This is a genomic window from Rahnella aceris (assembly GCF_011684115.1).
GTDB classification, from domain to species: domain Bacteria; phylum Pseudomonadota; class Gammaproteobacteria; order Enterobacterales; family Enterobacteriaceae; genus Rahnella; species Rahnella aceris.
The window spans coordinates 40286-57579 of the sequence record NZ_JAADJV010000004.1 but is presented as its reverse complement, the minus strand read 5'-3'; the positions used below and the strand labels follow the sequence as shown (position 1 = coordinate 57579).

The 17294-nt window shown below is 53.5% G+C and carries 20 protein-coding genes; 16 read left to right on the top strand and 4 right to left on the bottom strand.

Annotated features, from left to right (window positions below; all coding sequences use genetic code 11):
• Window positions 1-14: 14 nt before the first annotated feature.
• From GW591_RS18535 to GW591_RS18525, 3 genes are read left to right on the top strand one after another with little or no spacing between them, the layout of a single operon-like run.
• Window positions 15-1283 (top strand): YlbE family protein, encoded by a 1269-nt coding sequence (locus tag GW591_RS18535; RefSeq protein WP_013573651.1) that lies wholly within the window; start codon window positions 15-17, stop codon window positions 1281-1283.
• Window positions 1280-2041 (top strand): DUF2877 domain-containing protein, encoded by a 762-nt coding sequence (locus GW591_RS18530; RefSeq protein WP_013573652.1) that lies wholly within the window; start codon window positions 1280-1282, stop codon window positions 2039-2041. Before GW591_RS18535 ends, GW591_RS18530 begins: the two co-directional genes overlap by 4 nt.
• 9 nt (window positions 2042-2050) lie before the next feature.
• Window positions 2051-2950, top strand: coding sequence for a carbamate kinase (locus GW591_RS18525; RefSeq protein WP_013573653.1), 900 nt, complete (start codon window positions 2051-2053; stop codon window positions 2948-2950).
• A 31-nt stretch (window positions 2951-2981) separates the two neighbouring features.
• On the opposite strand, the gene GW591_RS18520 is transcribed toward GW591_RS18525, so the two are convergent.
• Together GW591_RS18520 and GW591_RS18515 are read right to left on the bottom strand one after the other, a co-directional pair.
• Window positions 2982-3227 carry a YheU family protein gene (locus GW591_RS18520; protein ID WP_013573654.1) on the bottom strand — a complete coding sequence of 82 codons (246 nt, stop codon included), beginning with the start codon at window positions 3225-3227 and terminating at the stop codon, window positions 2982-2984.
• Window positions 3224-4219 (bottom strand): hydrolase, encoded by a 996-nt coding sequence (locus tag GW591_RS18515; RefSeq protein WP_013573655.1) that lies wholly within the window; start codon window positions 4217-4219, stop codon window positions 3224-3226. The genes GW591_RS18520 and GW591_RS18515 overlap by 4 nt, the downstream gene beginning before the upstream one ends.
• A gap of 100 nt (window positions 4220-4319) precedes the next feature.
• Between GW591_RS18515 and GW591_RS18510 the strand changes: the two genes are divergently transcribed.
• On the top strand, window positions 4320-4922 hold the full coding sequence (locus tag GW591_RS18510) for a LysE family translocator (protein WP_013573656.1): 603 nt from the start codon (window positions 4320-4322) through the stop codon (window positions 4920-4922).
• A gap of 60 nt (window positions 4923-4982) precedes the next feature.
• Here the strand turns inward: GW591_RS18510 and GW591_RS18505 are convergent, their stop codons facing one another.
• A complete protein-coding gene (locus GW591_RS18505; protein ID WP_013573657.1) occupies window positions 4983-6899 on the bottom strand; it encodes an ABC transporter ATP-binding protein in 1917 nt (638 codons plus the stop codon).
• 129 nt (window positions 6900-7028) lie between these two features.
• Between GW591_RS18505 and kefG the strand changes: the two genes are divergently transcribed.
• From kefG to slyD, 4 genes are all read left to right on the top strand, one after another.
• The gene (gene kefG, locus GW591_RS18500; RefSeq protein ID WP_014411531.1) at window positions 7029-7583 is read left to right on the top strand and encodes a glutathione-regulated potassium-efflux system ancillary protein KefG; all 555 of its coding nucleotides are present in this window, start codon (window positions 7029-7031) and stop codon (window positions 7581-7583) included.
• Window positions 7583-9391: a glutathione-regulated potassium-efflux system protein KefB gene (gene kefB / locus GW591_RS18495; RefSeq protein WP_013573659.1), complete on the top strand. Its 1809-nt coding sequence runs from the start codon at window positions 7583-7585 to the stop codon at window positions 9389-9391. The genes kefG and kefB overlap by 1 nt, the downstream gene beginning before the upstream one ends.
• Before the next feature lie 78 nt (window positions 9392-9469).
• Window positions 9470-9673, top strand: a complete 204-nt coding sequence (locus GW591_RS18490; RefSeq protein WP_112197871.1) for a YheV family putative zinc ribbon protein — start codon at window positions 9470-9472, stop codon at window positions 9671-9673.
• A 198-nt stretch (window positions 9674-9871) separates the two neighbouring features.
• Window positions 9872-10471 (top strand): peptidylprolyl isomerase, encoded by a 600-nt coding sequence (gene slyD, locus GW591_RS18485; RefSeq protein WP_166861231.1) that lies wholly within the window; start codon window positions 9872-9874, stop codon window positions 10469-10471.
• Window positions 10472-10548: 77 nt separating this feature from the next.
• Here the strand turns inward: slyD and GW591_RS18480 are convergent, their stop codons facing one another.
• Entirely contained in the window at window positions 10549-10767 is a 219-nt protein-coding gene (locus GW591_RS18480; RefSeq protein WP_014411533.1) for a protein SlyX, read from the bottom strand.
• A 293-nt stretch (window positions 10768-11060) separates the two neighbouring features.
• On the opposite strand from GW591_RS18480, the gene fkpA reads away from it, so the two are divergent.
• The 8 genes from fkpA to fusA all read left to right on the top strand — a co-directional run bounded on the left by fkpA (window position 11061) and on the right by fusA (window position 17270).
• Window positions 11061-11915: an FKBP-type peptidyl-prolyl cis-trans isomerase gene (gene fkpA, locus GW591_RS18475; RefSeq protein ID WP_013573663.1), complete on the top strand. Its 855-nt coding sequence runs from the start codon at window positions 11061-11063 to the stop codon at window positions 11913-11915.
• A gap of 264 nt (window positions 11916-12179) precedes the next feature.
• On the top strand, window positions 12180-12902 hold the full coding sequence (locus GW591_RS18470; protein ID WP_013573664.1) for a helix-turn-helix transcriptional regulator: 723 nt from the start codon (window positions 12180-12182) through the stop codon (window positions 12900-12902).
• Window positions 12899-13291: a sulfurtransferase complex subunit TusD gene (tusD, locus tag GW591_RS18465; RefSeq protein WP_013573665.1), complete on the top strand. Its 393-nt coding sequence runs from the start codon at window positions 12899-12901 to the stop codon at window positions 13289-13291. Before GW591_RS18470 ends, tusD begins: the two co-directional genes overlap by 4 nt.
• A gap of 22 nt (window positions 13292-13313) precedes the next feature.
• The gene (gene tusC / locus GW591_RS18460; RefSeq protein ID WP_013573666.1) at window positions 13314-13673 is read left to right on the top strand and encodes a sulfurtransferase complex subunit TusC; all 360 of its coding nucleotides are present in this window, start codon (window positions 13314-13316) and stop codon (window positions 13671-13673) included.
• A gap of 13 nt (window positions 13674-13686) precedes the next feature.
• On the top strand, window positions 13687-13974 hold the full coding sequence (gene tusB / locus GW591_RS18455) for a sulfurtransferase complex subunit TusB (protein WP_013573667.1): 288 nt from the start codon (window positions 13687-13689) through the stop codon (window positions 13972-13974).
• A 143-nt stretch (window positions 13975-14117) separates the two neighbouring features.
• Window positions 14118-14492 carry a 30S ribosomal protein S12 gene (gene rpsL / locus GW591_RS18450; protein WP_013573668.1) on the top strand — a complete coding sequence of 125 codons (375 nt, stop codon included), beginning with the start codon at window positions 14118-14120 and terminating at the stop codon, window positions 14490-14492.
• 96 nt (window positions 14493-14588) lie between these two features.
• Complete coding sequence (rpsG, locus tag GW591_RS18445) at window positions 14589-15059, top strand: 30S ribosomal protein S7 (RefSeq protein ID WP_005969574.1); 471 nt, start codon at window positions 14589-14591, stop codon at window positions 15057-15059.
• 96 nt (window positions 15060-15155) lie between these two features.
• On the top strand, window positions 15156-17270 hold the full coding sequence (gene fusA / locus GW591_RS18440; RefSeq protein ID WP_013573669.1) for an elongation factor G: 2115 nt from the start codon (window positions 15156-15158) through the stop codon (window positions 17268-17270).
• Window positions 17271-17294: the final 24 nt, after the last annotated feature.

Genomic DNA, 17294 nt, shown 5'->3' with positions numbered 1-17294 from the left:
TAACGAGACATCTTATGAAAAATACCCTCGAACAGGCCAATACCGCCGTTATCGAACGCATTCGTCAGGCGCGCCCGCACTGGCTTGATGTTCAGCCCGCCCGTCAGGTGATCCCGGTGCTGAATCAGGGAAAAACCCTGCTGCATGCAGGCCCGCCTGTCTGCTGGGAAGACATGACCGGCCCGGTGCGCGGTGCCTGCATCGGCGCCTGTCTGTTTGAAGGCTGGGCGCAGGATGAACAACGTGCGTTGCAATTGCTGAATAGTGGCGAAATCCGGTTTGTGCCTTGCCATCACGTCAGTGCGGTCGGGCCGATGGGCGGTATCACGTCGGCGAACATGCCGGTGCTGGTGATCGGCAATCTCACTGACGGCAACCGTGCTTTCTGCAACATGAACGAAGGTATCGGCAAGGTGATGCGTTTCGGTGCCTATGGCCCGGATGTTCAGATGCGTTTGCGCTGGATGCGCGACGTGCTGGCACCGGCACTGAGTGGCGCGTTGCATCGTCTCGAGCGCGGTATCGATTTAACGGCGATGATGGCGCAGGGCATTACGATGGGCGATGAATTCCATCAGCGCAATATCGCCACTTCGGCGTTACTGATGCGTTCGCTGGCACCGCAACTGGCGGCAGGCAATCTGGATAAAACCACGCTGACTGACGTTTTGCATTTTCTGAGTACGACCGATCAGTTCTTCCTCAATCTGGCGATGGCTTACTGCAAGGCGGCAATGGATGCCGGTGCGGCCATCGGCAAAGGCAGTATCGTCACCGCCATGACCCGCAACGGCAAAGAGTTTGGTATCCGCGTCAGCGGCCTCGGTGACCGCTGGTTTACCGCACCGGTCAATATGCCGCAGGGGTTGTTCTTCAGCGGCTACAGCCAGCAAGACGCCAACCCGGACATGGGCGACAGCGCGATCACGGAAACCTTTGGCGTCGGCGGCGCAGCGATGATTGCCGCGCCGGGCGTGACCCGTTTTGTCGGCGCAGGCGGGATGGACGCCGCCATCACCGTGTCTGAAGAGATGGCGGAAATCTTCCTCGAACGCAACATGATGCTGCAAATTCCCGGCTGGGATTTTCAGGGCGCCTGCCTCGGGCTGGATGTGCGGCGTGTGGTGGAAACCGGCATCACGCCGCTGATTAACACCGGCATTGCTCACCGCGAACCGGGGATTGGTCAGATTGGTGCAGGCACGGTACGTGCGCCGCTGGCCTGCTTCGAACAGGCGCTGGAGGCTCTGGCGGAACATCTCGGGGTGCATCCTCAGGTATGAATATTCCCGCACCGCTGGCGGTCAGCGCTCACGCACCGGTATGTCCCGGTGACTGGCTGGTCGTTGGTTTGTTTTCCCGCGCCATCAACCTGATCAATGAGCGGGGCGAATGGCTGACGCTGCATCGATACGGCAAAGGGTTGAGCCCGATGGGATGGCTGTTGCGGGCGCGGGATTTTGAAGGGCTACTCAGTCGTCTGACGTTGGGCGATGTGATGCGGGCGGGTGCTGAAAACCCGCCCGCGCGCAGACTGGATTTGCACGTAACACAAGGCTCGCGGCAGCTTTACGACTATGTGCACGGTTTTCTGACCGGATGCCCGCAGCTTACGGGGCTGTTCGGTGAGCTTCGTCAGGTTGTCCTTGAACCGCCCGGCGGAGAACTGGCGCATATTCAGCATCAGTTATTGCGGCAGTTGCAGGGGCATCGCGTTGACTGGCAGAACGTAGTGGGCAAAGGCGCGGGGCTGACACCGAGCCACGACGACACGCTGACCGGCATGTTGCTGGTGTGTGCGGCGCACGGGTTGCCGGTCGGTGACTTTTTTGATCATACACCGGACCTGCGCACGCTCACGTCATCGGTCAGTTGCGCCTATCTGCATCATGCGGTGAGAAGACAATTTTCCACCCCATTGCTGCATCTGATTCGTGCCCGGCGCGCAGAGCAGGTTCTGGCGCTGGGGCACACGTCGGGTGCCGATACGCTGCTTGGCGTCTGGCTGGCATTGACGCTTTTCAGGGAACACTTTCTTTAAGGAGGAAACATGGAAACTTTAGTGGTCGCACTGGGCGGTAATGCGCTTTTACAACGTGGCGAATGCCTGTCGGCTGAAAATCAGTATCGCAATATTGCGACGGTGGCCGGTGCGCTGGCGCGGCTGGCGACGCGCTACCGTCTGGCGATTGTTCACGGCAACGGACCCCAGGTCGGATTGTTGTCATTACAAAATCAGGCGTATACGGAGGTGCCCGCCTATCCGCTGGATATTCTGGTCGCAGAAACACAGGGCATGATCGGGTTTATGCTGGCGCAAATGCTCGGGCAGCAGACGGGCATGCCAGAGGTGTCCACCGTGCTGACGCGCATTGAAGTCGACAGCCGCGATCCGGCGTTTGCCTCTCCCGAAAAATTTATCGGGCCGGTGTACCCGCCGGGATCTCAGCAGGAACTGGAAAATCTGCATGGCTGGAAAATGAAAGCCGACGGGGCTTATTTGCGCCGCGTGGTGGCGTCACCCGTGCCTAAGCGGATTGTGGATATCGACGCTATTCAGCAATTGCTGGCGCGCGGGCACGTGGTGATTTGTAATGGCGGTGGCGGTATTCCGGTGTTTGAAGATGGCAACGGCGCGCAGGCGGTAATCGACAAGGATTTGTCGGCAGCGCTGCTGGCGCGTCAACTGAAGGCGCAAAAGCTGGTGATCCTGACCGATGCCGATGCGGTGTATGAACACTGGGGCACGCCGCAGCAACGGGCGATCCGTCGTGCGACGCCCGCGCAGCTCGCGCCTTTTGCGCAAAACGACGGTTCGATGGGCCCCAAAGTCGCGGCGGTCAGCGCGTTTGTGAATTACAGCGGCTATCCGGCCTATATCGGCGCGCTGGATCAGATCGAGGCGGTGCTGGCGGGAGACGCCGGAACCTGTATTTCGGCAACGGCGTAAGAAAACGGCTCCGCATCGACGGAGCCGTGAGTTACCAGTCCTGCGGGGTTTCTTCCTGCCCGGCGCGGAACTGACCACGCGGCATAATGTTCAGCGTTTCATGCAGTTCTGACCAGACCAGCACAACCTCGCCACTTTTCAGCTGACGTTTCACGTCATCGACTTTTTGTTCCAGCGATCGTTCCTGCTCGCCGTAATCGGTGCCTTCGCGCAATACGAAGGATTCCACCACGCTGGTGAGCAGTTCAGCGTCCAGTTCCTGCCAGGGAATAATCACTCTGTTGTTTCCTTAGTCTTATTTTCTAAATACGGGGCGATCCAGGCCGGAATGCGTTGCTCCAGCCACATCTGCGGATGACGTAAGCTGCCGGAAACAAACCCGACATGTCCGCCATGTTCTGTTAACTGATATTCCACGCAATCCGGTAAATCTTCTGCTTTCGGGATGACCTCCGGCGTCATAAACGGGTCGTCTTTGGCGTGGATAATCAGCAAGGGTGTTCTGATCTGCGCCAGTAACGGCAGGCCGCTGCACCGGCGGTAATAATCCAGCGCGTCGGTAAATCCGTGTGCTTTTGAGGTGATGGCGTCGTCGAATTCACGAAGGTAACGCATGGCTTTTAGCTGCTCCAGCGTGACGGGCAATGTGCCCGGATATTTCGCCAGTTTGCGCGAGGCATTGCCTTTGAGCTGATCGAGCAGATAGCGCTGATAAATCCGTGATGAACCTTGTTCCAGCCGGTAAGCGCAAGGTTCCAGCATCAGCGGCGCGGAGACCACCACGGCGGCGCTCAGCGTACACGTTTCCCCTTCCTGCCCGAGATAACAGGCCAGCATATTGCCGCCGAGCGATACGCCCACCGCGCCGGTCGGGACTTCGCCATAAGTTTCATTGAGCCAGTGAATGAAAAAACGGGCGTCTTCGGTTTCACCGGAATGGTAAATACGCAGCAGTTTATTGGGTTCACCGCTGCATCCGCGAAAATGCATGACGACGCCGAGCCAGCCTTTGTCTTTCCAGGCCTGCAATAGACCGTGGGCGTAAGGGCTGAAGAAACTGCCTTCCAGTCCGTGAAACAGGATCATGCGCGGTTTATGTCGCGCCTGTTCCGGGTCTTCAGTCCAGGCTAAATCCAGAAAATCCCCGTCCGGCGTATCCAGCCTTTGCCAGTGAGGTTTGAGTTTTGCGTGCCGCCGAACCAGCCGCGGTAACAGCGTCTGGATGTGAGGATTACTGGCTCCGCGCAGGGGGCGAAAGGATTCAAACATAAGATGAATAAATTTCTCTTAAGAGACTCTTGTGCGATCAATATCACGCTGTTAGCTTCAATGCTATCGCACATCTTTCGGGTCGGAGAACCCAAATTAAATGGAACCTGGTTTATTTTTCTCGATGCTTGGATTTTTATGGGTCGCCGCTATCACCCCTGGCCCGAACAATATGTTGTTAACCACGTCTGGCGCTAACTTCGGGTTCTTCCGCTCACTCTGGCTGATGGTCGGCATTATGCTTGGCATGCAAAGTATTTTGCTGCTGGTGGCGTTTGGGGTCGGCGGGCTCATCACGATTTATCCTGCGTTACATCTGTTCCTCAAAATCGCCGGTAGCCTGTATCTGCTGTGGCTGGCGTGGAAGATTGCGACATCTGCCTATGAAAAACTGGAAACCGGCGCCCCGCCACCCAGGCCGATCCGCTTGTATCAGGGCTGGTTGCTGCAATTCCTCAACCCGAAAGCGTGGCTGATGGGGCTGGGCGCGGTCGCGAGCTTCAGTCTGGCCGGTGCCGCCTATAACCATTCTATTGCCGGTATCAGCCTCGGGATGTTCCTGGTCAATCTGGTGTCCGGGATCATCTGGCTTGGCTTCGGTACCGTAATTGGCCGCCTGCTGCGCAGCAGGCGTGCGTGGTACACCTTTAATATCGCGATGGGGATTCTGACCGCCGCCTGTGTGTTGCTGATCTGGCACTGATTTGCAGACAAAAGAAAGGCGCCGTCGTGGCGCCTTTCTCATTTCTTACCGAACGATCTTCTAGTCGAGATCAAAGGCCTTCGACATGTCTTCCAGTTGTTCCTGTGCATCGAGCCAGGTCATTTCGGTCTCTTCCAGCGCGCCTTTCACTTTGGTCTGCTGTTGCAGACATTCGGTGAGATCGGCTTTACGGCTGTTGTCGTAAATCGCGGAATCAGCCAGACGCTCTTCAATGGTCGCCAGTTCTGTACTTAATTTTTCCATCTGCGCTTCAAGTTTGGTGATTTGCTTACGCAGCGGTTGGGTCTGATTGCGGAAATCGGCTTCGCGACGTTTCTGGTCTTTACGCGACTGCGCGCTGTTAACGCCGCCGTCTTTGGCCGGTGCGTCCTGCTGGCTTTCCTGACGCTGAATGTCCACCAGCCATTGCTGATAATCTTCCAGATCGCCGTCGAACTGTTCCACTTTGCCGCCGTGTACCAGATACAAATCGTCAGTGGTGGAGCGCAGTAAGTGGCGGTCATGCGACACGACAACCATCGCGCCCTCGAAGTCGATCAGCGCTTCGGTCAGCGCCTGACGCATATCGAGATCCAGGTGGTTGGTCGGTTCATCGAGCAACAGCAGGTTAGGGCGCTGCCAGACAATCAGTGCCAGCACCAGACGCGCTTTTTCACCGCCGGAGAATCGCCCGGTAGGATCCGTCACTTTATCGCCGTGGAAACCAAATCCGCCGAGATAATCGCGCAACTGCTGTTCGGTTTCTTTGTTCGCCAGGCGCACCAGATGTTGCAGCGGCGAATCTTCTGCGCGCAGGAACTCCAGCTGATGCTGCGCGAAGTAACCGAGTTTGACGCCTTTCGCCAGACCAATGTCACCGTGAAGCGGCGGCATGGTGCCAGCCAGTAGTTTGATCAGCGTGGACTTCCCGGCCCCGTTACGGCCGAGTAAGCCGATACGTGAACCCGGCACCAGATTCAGTTTGATCGACTCCAGAATCGTTGTGTCGCCATAACCGGCGCTGACTTTTTCCATCCGCAACAGCGGATCGGGCAAACTTTCCGGCGAGCGGAAGCTAAAATGAAAAGGATTGTCGACGTGCGCCGGGGCTATCAGCTCCATGCGTTCCAGCATTTTAATACGGCTTTGCGCCTGCTTGGCTTTGGTCGCCTGCGCACGGAAACGGTCAATATAACTTTGCAGATGCGCCACTTTCTCCTGCTGACTTTCAAACAATGCCTGCTGTTGCGACAGTTTGGTCGCACGCTGGCGTTCGAAAGACGAGTAGTTACCGGTGTATTCGTTCAGCGTCTGCTGTTCGATATGCAGTATTTTATCGATGATCGGATCGAGAAAGTCCCGGTCATGGGAAATCAGCACCAGCGTGCCGGTGTAGCTTTTCAGCCATTTCTCCAGCCAGATGACGGCGTCGAGATCCAGGTGGTTAGTCGGTTCATCGAGCAGCAGTAAATCAGAACGGCAAATCAGCGCCTGCGCAAGGTTGAGACGCATGCGCCAGCCGCCGGAGAACGATTTGACTGGCTGCTGCAACTGATTCTGAGTAAAGCCCAATCCGCTGAGCAGGCTCGCCGCGCGCGCCGGAATGGTCCAGGCGTTGATGGCGTCGAGTTTACCGTGCAGCGTGGCGATAGCGTGGCCGTCATCACGCTCGTTAGCGTGCTGCAATTGCGCTTCCAGTTGGCGAAATTCGCGGTCACCGTCGATAACATACTCTATCGCAGGCTGGTCCAGAGCGGGTGTTTCCTGATTGACCCAGGCCAGCGCCCAGTTGGACGGAAACGTCAGGTTGCCTGCATCGGCGCTCATTTCACCTTTAAGCAGCGAAATCAGGGTGGATTTACCGCAGCCATTTTTGCCCACCAGCCCGACTTTCTGGCCGGGATTGATGGTCGCAGACGCGTTGTCCAGCAGCACGTTAGTGCCGCGTCGGATTTGTAAGGAGGAGAAAACAATCATAAAGCGCCGTGTTGAGAGTATGTTAAATTGTCATGATAATGATTTAAACAAGACGTATCGCGTCCCATTTTGTCTTTGCGAAGCATGGTAACGGAAAAACCGCACCCTGACGACGCTTTGGAGGTATTGATGTCGCAGCCACCAAAGGTTTTGCTGCTGTACGCCCACCCGGAATCACCCGATTCAGTCGCCAACCGCGTTTTGTTACAGCAGGCACAGCAACTTGAGCATGTCACCGTGCATGATTTGTACGCCCACTATCCTGATTTTTTTATTGATATCCACCGCGAACAACAACTGCTGCGTGAACACAAAGTGATTGTCTTCCAGCATCCTCTTTATACCTATAGTTGCCCGGCTTTATTAAAGGAATGGATGGATCGCGTGCTGGCCCGGGGGTTTGCCAGCGGTGCTGGCGGGAATGCGCTTAACGGCAAATACTGGCGTTCGGTCGTTACCACCGGCGAGCCGGAAGGCGCTTACCGTGCGGGCGGTTATAACCGTTATCCGATGTCCGATATTATGCGTCCGTTCGAGCTGACGTCGGCGATGTGTCATATGCACTGGATGACGCCAATCGTTATTTACTGGGCGCGACGTCAGAAACCTGATGTGTTGCAGAGCCATGCCGAAGCGTACGGCGAATGGCTGCAATCCCCGTTGCCGCATGGGGGGATCGTCTGATGGACGTTTCAAGTATTCCTACGGCAATCCTGCTGTTTTTATTCGCTGCGGTGGTCGCCGTGCCTCTGGCGCAACGTTTAGGTATCGGCGCGGTACTCGGCTATTTGCTGGCGGGCATTGCCATCGGTCCGTGGGGCTTAGGTTTTATCCGTGACGTGGATGAGATCCTGCACTTCTCCGAACTGGGCGTGGTTTTCCTGATGTTTATCATCGGGCTGGAACTGAATCCCGGTAAGTTGTGGGCGCTGCGGCGGCAAATCTTTGGCGTGGGTGCCGGGCAGGTGATCCTGACCGCGCTGGTGCTTGGCGGTTTGTTGTATCTCACGAAGTTTTCCTGGCAGGCGGCGGTGATTGGCGGTATCGGGCTGGCGATGTCATCCACGGCGATGGCACTGCAACTGATGCGCGATAAAGGCATGACGCGTAACGAAGGCGGCCAGTTGGGTTTTGCCGTGCTGCTGTTCCAGGATATCGCGGTGATCCCGGCACTGGCGCTGATCCCGATTCTGGCGGGGGGCTCCGAAGGCAGCAATAACTGGGAAATGATCGGCCTGAAAGTGCTGGCCTTTGGCGGGATGTTGATTGGCGGACGCTATCTGCTGCGGCCGATTTTCCGGCTGATTGTGGCCTCCGGCGTGCGTGAAGTGTTTACCGCCGCCGCGTTGCTGGTGGTGCTCGGCTCGGCGCTGTTTATGGATACGCTGGGCTTTTCGATGGCGCTCGGTACCTTTATCGCCGGGATTTTACTGGCAGAAAGTGAATATCAGCACGAACTGGAAATCGCTATCGAGCCATTTAAGGGTTTACTGCTCGGGCTGTTCTTTATTTCTGTCGGCATGGCGCTGAATCTGGGCGTGCTTTACACCCACATTTTGCTGGTGCTGGCGGGCGTGATTGTTCTGGTGACCGTCAAAGGTGCCTTGTTGTACGGGCTGTCCCGTGTATTTGGCTTGCGTACTTCGGTCCGGCTGCAATTTTCCGCCGTGCTCAGTCAGGGCGGTGAATTTGCTTTCGTGCTGTTCTCGGCGGCGGGCGCGCAGAAAGTGATTTCTTCGTCGCAGCTTTCGCTGTTGCTGGTGGTGGTGACGTTATCAATGATGACCACGCCGCTGCTGATGCAGTGGGTTGACCGGATTTTGGTGCGACGCTACAACGACGGCGAAGAAAGCGACGAAAAGCATTTTGTTCAGGATGACGAACCGCAGGTGATTATTGTCGGGTTCGGGCGCTTCGGGCAGGTGATCGGACGTTTGCTGATGGCGAACAAAATGCGCATTACGGTGCTGGAGCGTGATATCAGCGCCGTCGGGTTGATGCGGACTTACGGCTACAAAGTCTATTACGGCGATGCAACCGAACTGGAGTTACTCAGGGCGTCCGGCGCGGAAAAGGCAAAGTCGATCGTTATTACCTCCAATGAGCCGGAAGATACGATGGCTATCGTGCATTTATGCCAGCAGCATTTTCCCCATCTGAATATTCTGGCTCGTGCCCGTGGCCGTGTGGAAGCGCATGAGCTTTTGCAGGCCGGCGTAGTGAATTTTTCCCGCGAGACGTTTTCTAGTGCGCTGGAGCTTGGGAAGAAAGCACTCGTGACGCTGGGCATGCATCCGCACAGTGCGTATCGCGCGCAGCAACATTTTCGCCGGCTCGACATGCGGATGTTGCGTGAACTGGTGCCGCAAAACCGCGGCGACGTTGCGCAGATTTCCCGCGTGAAAGAGGCCCGGCGAGAGCTGGAAGACATCTTTCAGAGTGAAATGCATAACGAACGTCGCCAGCTTGATGGCTGGGACGATGACGAATAGCCCGGTAGCAGAAAAATAATTTCGGTGGTTGATCGAAAACTGACCGGACGCAATATCGGAAATTTCAGGAGAAGTAACATGGCTACAACCCGTAAACGGTTCATCGCTGGTGCGGTGTGTCCGAAATGTAAGGCGATGGATACACTGGCTTTATGGCAGGAAGATAAGGTTGAAGTGGTGGAGTGTGTCAAGTGCGGACACCATCAGCGTCAGACTGACGCGCAGGTCAGCAAGAAGCTTCGCCCGGAAGAGCAGGTGATTGGTATTTTCGATCCGAAGTAGCGTTATGGCTCGTGTTTTTTTATGCTGGTAGTACAGAGACGCGGATTTCCGCTACACTCTTCGCCAAATTTATCCGATCGCGCTTTTCAGGATGATCTCATCGAAAAGTGGCCGTCACTGAATTAGCCTTAAGCGAAGTTGCGTGCGTTATGCAACGCCCGCAGACAAAAAATTGAGTTTCCAACGGTAGGAGTTATCATGAAAGTAGCAAAAGACCTGGTCGTCAGCGTGGCATATCAGGTACGTACAGAAGACGGTGTGTTGGTTGATGAATCTCCGGTGAGCGCACCGTTGGATTACCTGCACGGCCATGGTTCCCTGATCTCCGGTCTGGAAACTGCACTTGATGGTCATGCAATTGGTGACGTATTTGACGTACATGTTGGCGCGAACGATGCTTACGGCAACTACGACGACAACCTGGTTCAGCGCGTGCCTAAAGACGTGTTCATGGGTGTTGATGAGCTGGAAGTCGGTATGCGTTTCCTGGCTGATACCGATCAGGGCCCGGTTCCTGTCGAAATCACTGAAGTTGATGGCGACCACGTTGTGGTTGATGGCAACCACATGCTGGCTGGCCAGAACCTGAACTTCCACGTTGAAGTGGTGGCAATCCGTGAAGCGACCGAAGAAGAACTGGCTCATGGCCACGTTCATGGCGAACACGGCCACGATCATGGTCACGACCATGAACACGGTGACGGTTGCTGCGGTGGTCACGGCCATGATCACGACCACGGTCATGATCACGGCAAAAAAGGCGGTTGCGGCGGTAACGGCGGCTGCGGTTGTCATTAATCGCCCGCACAGTGATATAACAGTGATATAAACGAAAGGCGCCGCAAGGGCGCCTTTTTGTTGCGTCGCAATCCGTATCAATAATGCGGTGGCGGCGTTTCTTCCGACTGATCGGCAATCATTGATGGCTGGCTGGCACGCAGTTTGTCTGTCAGCAGGCGCAGGTGATCGTGCAGTCTGCTCATTTCCAACTGATGCTGTGTGACAATCATGTTCAGCTCTTCAATGGTAATTTCCTGAAAAGCCAGTTTGTTTTCCAGCATCTCCAGACGTTGTTCAATGGTATTTGAGTTCATCATCATTACCTCACTGTATGGCTCGTGTTGATCATGTTGTGCACTGACCTGAACCTCATCCTGTATTGTAGACCGGCGATTCTACCCGTAAAGCCGCAGGATTACCTGACCTCCCTGACGCTTTATCCGTATATCCCGATCGTGTGACGAAACTTATTGATGTAAAAAAGGTCGGAATAAGACGCTAATGGCGTGTATAGAGATTGTTTTGTCGTGAGACGGACAGTTATAGTAACCGCCGAACTTTCGTAATTATTACCAGAGGTCACAGATTTCTGGTCCTGGAGAAATGGATGAAATCACTGTTTAAAGTAACTCTGCTGGCAACCACCATGGCTATCGCCCTGAATGCCACTCAGGTTATGGCTGCTGAAGCCACAGCACCGGCCGCTGCTGCAACTGCGCCAGCCGCTGCCCCTGCTGCAACTGCTCCGGCAGCAACAGATACGGCCAAATTCAAAAGTGATGATGAGCAGGCTGCGTATGCTCTGGGTGCATCGCTGGGTCGCTACATGGACAACTCCCTGAAAGAGCAAGAAAAGCTGGGCATCAAACTGGATAAAGACCAGTTGATCGCCGGTGTTCAGGACGCGTTCGCGAACAAAAGCAAACTGTCTGATCAGGAAATCGAGCAGACTCTGCAAACCTTCGAAGGCCGTGTGAAAGCATCAGCACAGGCTAAGATGGAGCAGGACGCGAAAGCTAACGCTGACAAAGGCGACAAATTCCGTGCTGATTTCACCAAAGAAAAAGGCGTGAAGAAAACTGAGTCAGGTCTGTTGTATCAGGTTGAAAAACCAGGTGCCGGCGCAGCGCCTAAAGACAGCGATACCGTTGTCGTTAACTACAAAGGTACCCTGACCGACGGTACAGAGTTTGATAATTCTTATACCCGCGGTGAGCCGCTGTCCTTCCGTCTTGACGGTGTAATTCCTGGCTGGACTGAAGGCCTGAAACACATCAAGAAAGGCGGCAAAATCAAGCTGGTCATCCCACCGGCACTGGCCTACGGTAAAACTGGCGTTCCGGGGATCCCGGCTAACTCCACTCTGGTGTTCGATGTTGAACTGCTGGATGTGAAAGCGGCACCTAAGGCTGACCCGAAAGCAGCTGAAAAACCTGCTGAAGCAGCACCAAAAGCAAACTAAGTTGCTGCTGAGTCGTTGCAGAAAACCGTCGCTAAATGCGGCGGTTTTTTTTCGCCTCTCACTTTTCTTGCCGCCTGTCCTTCATTTTATTGAGGTTACTCTATGATGATAACTTGACGCTTTTGTTTCCCCGGCATAACGTCACAGATCCATATAATCGTAAGGCCGTTTTTTCTGTGTCTTTGATACAGTAACGACCGTGGAATGATGAATAATGCGTCCTGACTCCCGTTGGAAGGCGCGATAGAGAGGGTGGTAGCTTCGATGTCTAATTCGCTTATAACTGGCGAAACCGGTGAACTGGATTTGCTGGACCAACGTCCGTTCAGCCAGGTCGATCATGAGATTTTGTCTTCATACGAGGCCGTGGTGGACGGGCTTGCGATGCTGATCGGTGAGCATTGCGAAATTGTTCTGCATTCACTGGAAGACCTGAAATGTTCAGCGGTCCGTATTGCTAATGGTGAGCATACTGGTCGTAAAATCGGCTCGCCAATTACGGATTTAGCGCTGCGCATGTTGCATGACATGACCGGTGCGGACAGTAATGTGTCCAAAGCTTATTTCACCCGCGCGAAAAGTGGTGTGCTGATGAAGTCAGTCACCATCGCTATTCGCAACCGTGAGCAACGCGTGATTGGCTTGCTGTGCATCAACATGAATCTTGACGTACCTTTCTCGCAAATCATTCAGACCTTTATGCCGCCTGAGACGCAGGAAGTGGCATCGTCCGTGAACTTCGCGTCATCCGTAGATGATCTGGTGGCTCAGACGCTGGAATTCACCATTGAAGAAGTCAACGCTGACCGCAACGTATCTAACAATGCGAAGAACCGTCAGGTGGTTCTGAATCTTTATGAAAAGGGTATTTTTGATATCAAAGACGCGATTAATCAGGTTGCGGATCGCCTCAACATTTCTAAGCACACGGTCTACCTGTATATCCGCCAGTTTAAAAGCGGTGATCTGGTGGGGAACGAACGTTGAAACTGCGTTACTGCCTGCTGGTCACCGGCCCTGCATACGGCACTCAGCAAGCCAGTGCCGCGTATCAGTTTGCACTGGCGCTGATCGCCAGCGGTCATCATCTCGACAGCGTGTTTTTTTATCGTGAAGGTGTGCTCAATGGTAATTTGCTTTCCGCGCCGGCATCCGATGAATTCGATTTAGTCCGATCCTGGCAGCGCATGGCGGCAGATTACCAGGTGGCACTCAATGTGTGCGTAGCTGCCGCATTACGCCGCGGTGTGATAGATGAAACAGAAGCCCATAATCAGGGGCACGGGCAGACTAACTTGCAGCCGGGTTTTACCCTGACCGGACTGGGCAGTCTGGCTGAAGCTTCGTTGACCTGTGATCGTCTGGTGCAGTTCTGATGTGTGAATGCAGGGAGCAATAATGAAGAAGATCGCGTTTGTATTCACCCAGGGTCCGCACGGTACGTCTGCAGGACGGGAAGGGCTGGATGCGTTGCTGGCAACGTCAGCGCTGACCGAAGATATTGGTGTATTTTTCATAGCTGATGGTGTTTTCCAGTTAATGCCAGCGCAGCAGCCGGAAAAAATTTTGGCGCGTAATTATATTGCCACGTTCGGCGTGTTATCTCTTTACGATGTCGATCAGTGTTTCGTTTGTGAAGAGTCATTAAAGACACGGGGCCTGTCGGCTGGCCATGAATGGGTTCTGGATGTTGAGCCGTTGCCCGTGACTGAAATTCGCCAGCGACTGGCCGAATATGATGTGGTAATGACGTTTTAAATCAGGAAACTCCATGCTTTTTACTCTTGCCAATTCCCCGCAACATTGTGATTTTTCATTGCTTATTCACATGATCGCCCAGGACGATGCGCTTCTGCTGATGCAGGATGGCGTGCTGGCTGCACTTGATGGCAGTGAGGCATGCAACCTGATGAGTCAGCATGTGCAGTCCATTTATGTTTTAAGCGAAGATTTGGCGGCTCGTGGTCTGGTTGGTCAAATTTCACACAGAATCACATTGATCGACTATACTGGTTTCGTCGCGCTGACTGAGAAACATACCCAGCAAACAGCATGGTGAAACAACGATGTGCTGTATATTTCTTGACACCCTCTTAGGTCAGCCCTAAAATTCTGCGTCCCCATATTAGCTAATGCTTTTTATGGGGCGATTTATCACGCGTTTACAAAGTAGTTTATGAACCAAAATCCAGGAGCTTTTTAATGGCAACAATTAATCAGCTGGTACGCAAACCACGCTCTACGAAGGTTGCTAAAAGCAACGTTCCAGCGCTGGAAGCTTGCCCGCAGAAACGTGGCGTATGTACTCGTGTATATACCACCACTCCTAAAAAACCAAACTCCGCACTGCGTAAAGTCTGCCGTGTGCGTTTGACTAACGGTTTTGAAGTTACCTCCTACATCGGCGGTGAAGGTCACAACCTGCAGGAACACTCCGTGATCCTGATCCGTGGCGGTCGTGTAAAAGACTTGCCAGGTGTGCGTTATCACACCGTCCGTGGCGCACTGGACTGTTCAGGCGTTAAGGATCGTAAGCAATCTCGTTCTAAATACGGCGTTAAAAAGCCGAAGTCTTAATGGTTCTCCGTTAAGTAAGGCCAAACATTTTCACTTTACTGTCAAAATAAACTCTTAGAGTTTTGGACAATCCTGAATTAACAACGGAGTATTTCCATGCCACGTCGTCGCGTCATTGGTCAACGTAAAATCCTGCCAGATCCTAAGTTCGGATCCGAACTGCTGGCAAAATTCGTCAACATTCTGATGGTAGATGGTAAAAAATCTACTGCAGAAGCAATCGTCTACACTGCTCTTGAGACCCTGGCTCAACGTAGCGGTAAAGGCCACCTGGAAGCTTTCGAAGTCGCACTGGACAACGTTCGTCCGACTGTCGAAGTTAAGTCCCGCCGCGTAGGTGGTTCTACTTATCAGGTTCCAGTTGAAGTCCGTCCGGTTCGTCGTAATGCTCTGGCAATGCGTTGGATCGTTGAAGCTGCTCGTAAACGCGGTGATAAATCCATGGCTCTCCGCCTGGCGAACGAACTTTCTGATGCTGCAGAGAACAAAGGTACTGCAGTTAAGAAACGTGAAGACGTTCACCGTATGGCTGAAGCCAACAAGGCGTTCGCCCACTACCGCTGGTAATCACTTCGCAGTAGTTATGCTAACCAAGCGGGCGCTTCAAGAAGCCAACCCGCTTGGGTTAACTGAACTTGAACGTCCTAGTTATAGAGGAATCAAATGGCTCGTAAAACACCCATTGAGCGCTACCGTAACATTGGTATCAGTGCTCACATCGACGCCGGTAAGACAACCACTACCGAACGTGTTCTGTTCTACACCGGTGTAAACCACAAAATCGGTGAAGTTCATGATGGCGCAGCCACCATGGACTGGATGGAACAGGAACAGGAACGTGGTATTACCATCACGTCTGCTGCCACCACCTGTTTCTGGTCTGGTATGGCTAAGCAGTTCGAACCACACCACATCAACATCATTGACACCCCAGGGCACGTTGACTTCACCATCGAAGTAGAACGTTCCATGCGTGTTCTTGATGGCGCGGTAATGGTTTACTGTGCTGTTGGCGGTGTTCAGCCACAGTCTGAGACCGTATGGCGTCAGGCAAACAAATATAAAGTTCCTCGTATCGCGTTCGTTAACAAAATGGACCGTATGGGTGCTAACTTCCTGAAAGTTGTTGACCAGATTGAAAAACGTCTGGGCGCAACTCCGGTGCCACTGCAACTGGCAATCGGCGCGGAAGAGAAATTCACCGGTGTTGTTGACCTGGTGAAGATGAAAGCTATCAACTGGAACGAAGCTGATCAGGGCGTTACCTTCGAATACGAAGAAATCCCTGCCAACATGCAAGAACTGGCTGAAGAATGGCGTCAGAAACTGGTTGAAGCCGCTGCTGAAGGCTCTGATGAGCTGATGGAGAAATTCTTTGGTGGCGAAGAGCTGACTGAAGAAGAGATCAAAACTTCTCTGCGTAAGCGCGTTCTGAACAACGAAATCATCCTGGTTACCTGTGGTTCTGCGTTTAAAAACAAAGGCGTACAGGCAATGCTGGATGCTGTTGTTGAGTATCTGCCAGCACCAACTGACGTTGAAGCTATCAACGGCCTGTTGGACGACGGTAAAGACACTCCGGCAGTTCGCCATTCTGACGATTCAGAGCCGTTCTCTGCTCTGGCGTTCAAAATCGCTACTGACCCATTCGTGGGTAACTTGACGTTCTTCCGTGTTTATTCCGGTCTCGTCAATTCAGGTGACACTGTATTTAACCCAGTGAAATCTCAGCGTGAACGTCTGGGTCGTATCGTTCAGATGCACGCTAACAAGCGTGAAGAAATCAAAGAAGTTCGTGCGGGCGATATCGCTGCTGCGATCGGTCTGAAAGACGTGACTACAGGTGATACCCTGTGTGATCCGGATAACGTGATTATCCTGGAACGCATGGAATTCCCTGAGCCGGTAATCTCCGTTGCGGTAGAACCAAAAACCAAAGCTGACCAGGAAAAAATGGGTCTGGCTCTGGGCCGTCTGGCAAAAGAAGACCCATCATTCCGCGTTTGGACTGATGAAGAGTCTGGCCAGACAATCATCGCAGGTATGGGTGAACTTCACCTGGATATCCTGGTTGACCGTATGCGTCGTGAATTTAACGTTGAAGCTAACGTCGGTAAGCCGCAGGTTGCATACCGTGAAGCTATCCGCGCTAAAGTTACCGATGTTGAAGGTAAACACGCTAAGCAGTCTGGTGGTCGCGGTCAGTATGGTCACGTTGTGATCGACATGTACCCATTAGAACCTGGCACAAATCCGAAAGGGTATGAGTTTGTCAACGAAATCAAAGGTGGTGTAATTCCTGGTGAATTCATCGGCGCGATTGACAAAGGCATCCAGGAACAGCTGAAGTCTGGTCCACTGGCCGGTTACCCGGTAGTCGATCTGGGCGTGCGTCTGCACTTCGGTTCTTACCATGACGTTGACTCCTCCGAGCTGGCGTTTAAACTGGCCGCTTCTATTGCCTTTAAAGATGGCTTTAAGAAAGCGAAACCAGTCCTGCTTGAGCCGATCATGAAGGTTGAAGTAGAGACTCCGGAAGAGAACACTGGTGACGTCATCGGTGACCTTAGCCGCCGTCGTGGTATGCTGAAAGGCCAAGAATCTAACGCTACTGGCGTTGTGATTCATGCTGAAGTTCCGCTTTCCGAAATGTTCGGTTATGCAACTCAGCTGCGTTCACTGACCAAAGGCCGTGCATCTTACTCCATGGAATTCCTGAAGTACGATGATGCGCCGAATAACGTGGCCCTGGCCGTTATTGAAGCTCGTGGCAAATAAGCCACTGGTTTAAACACAATGATC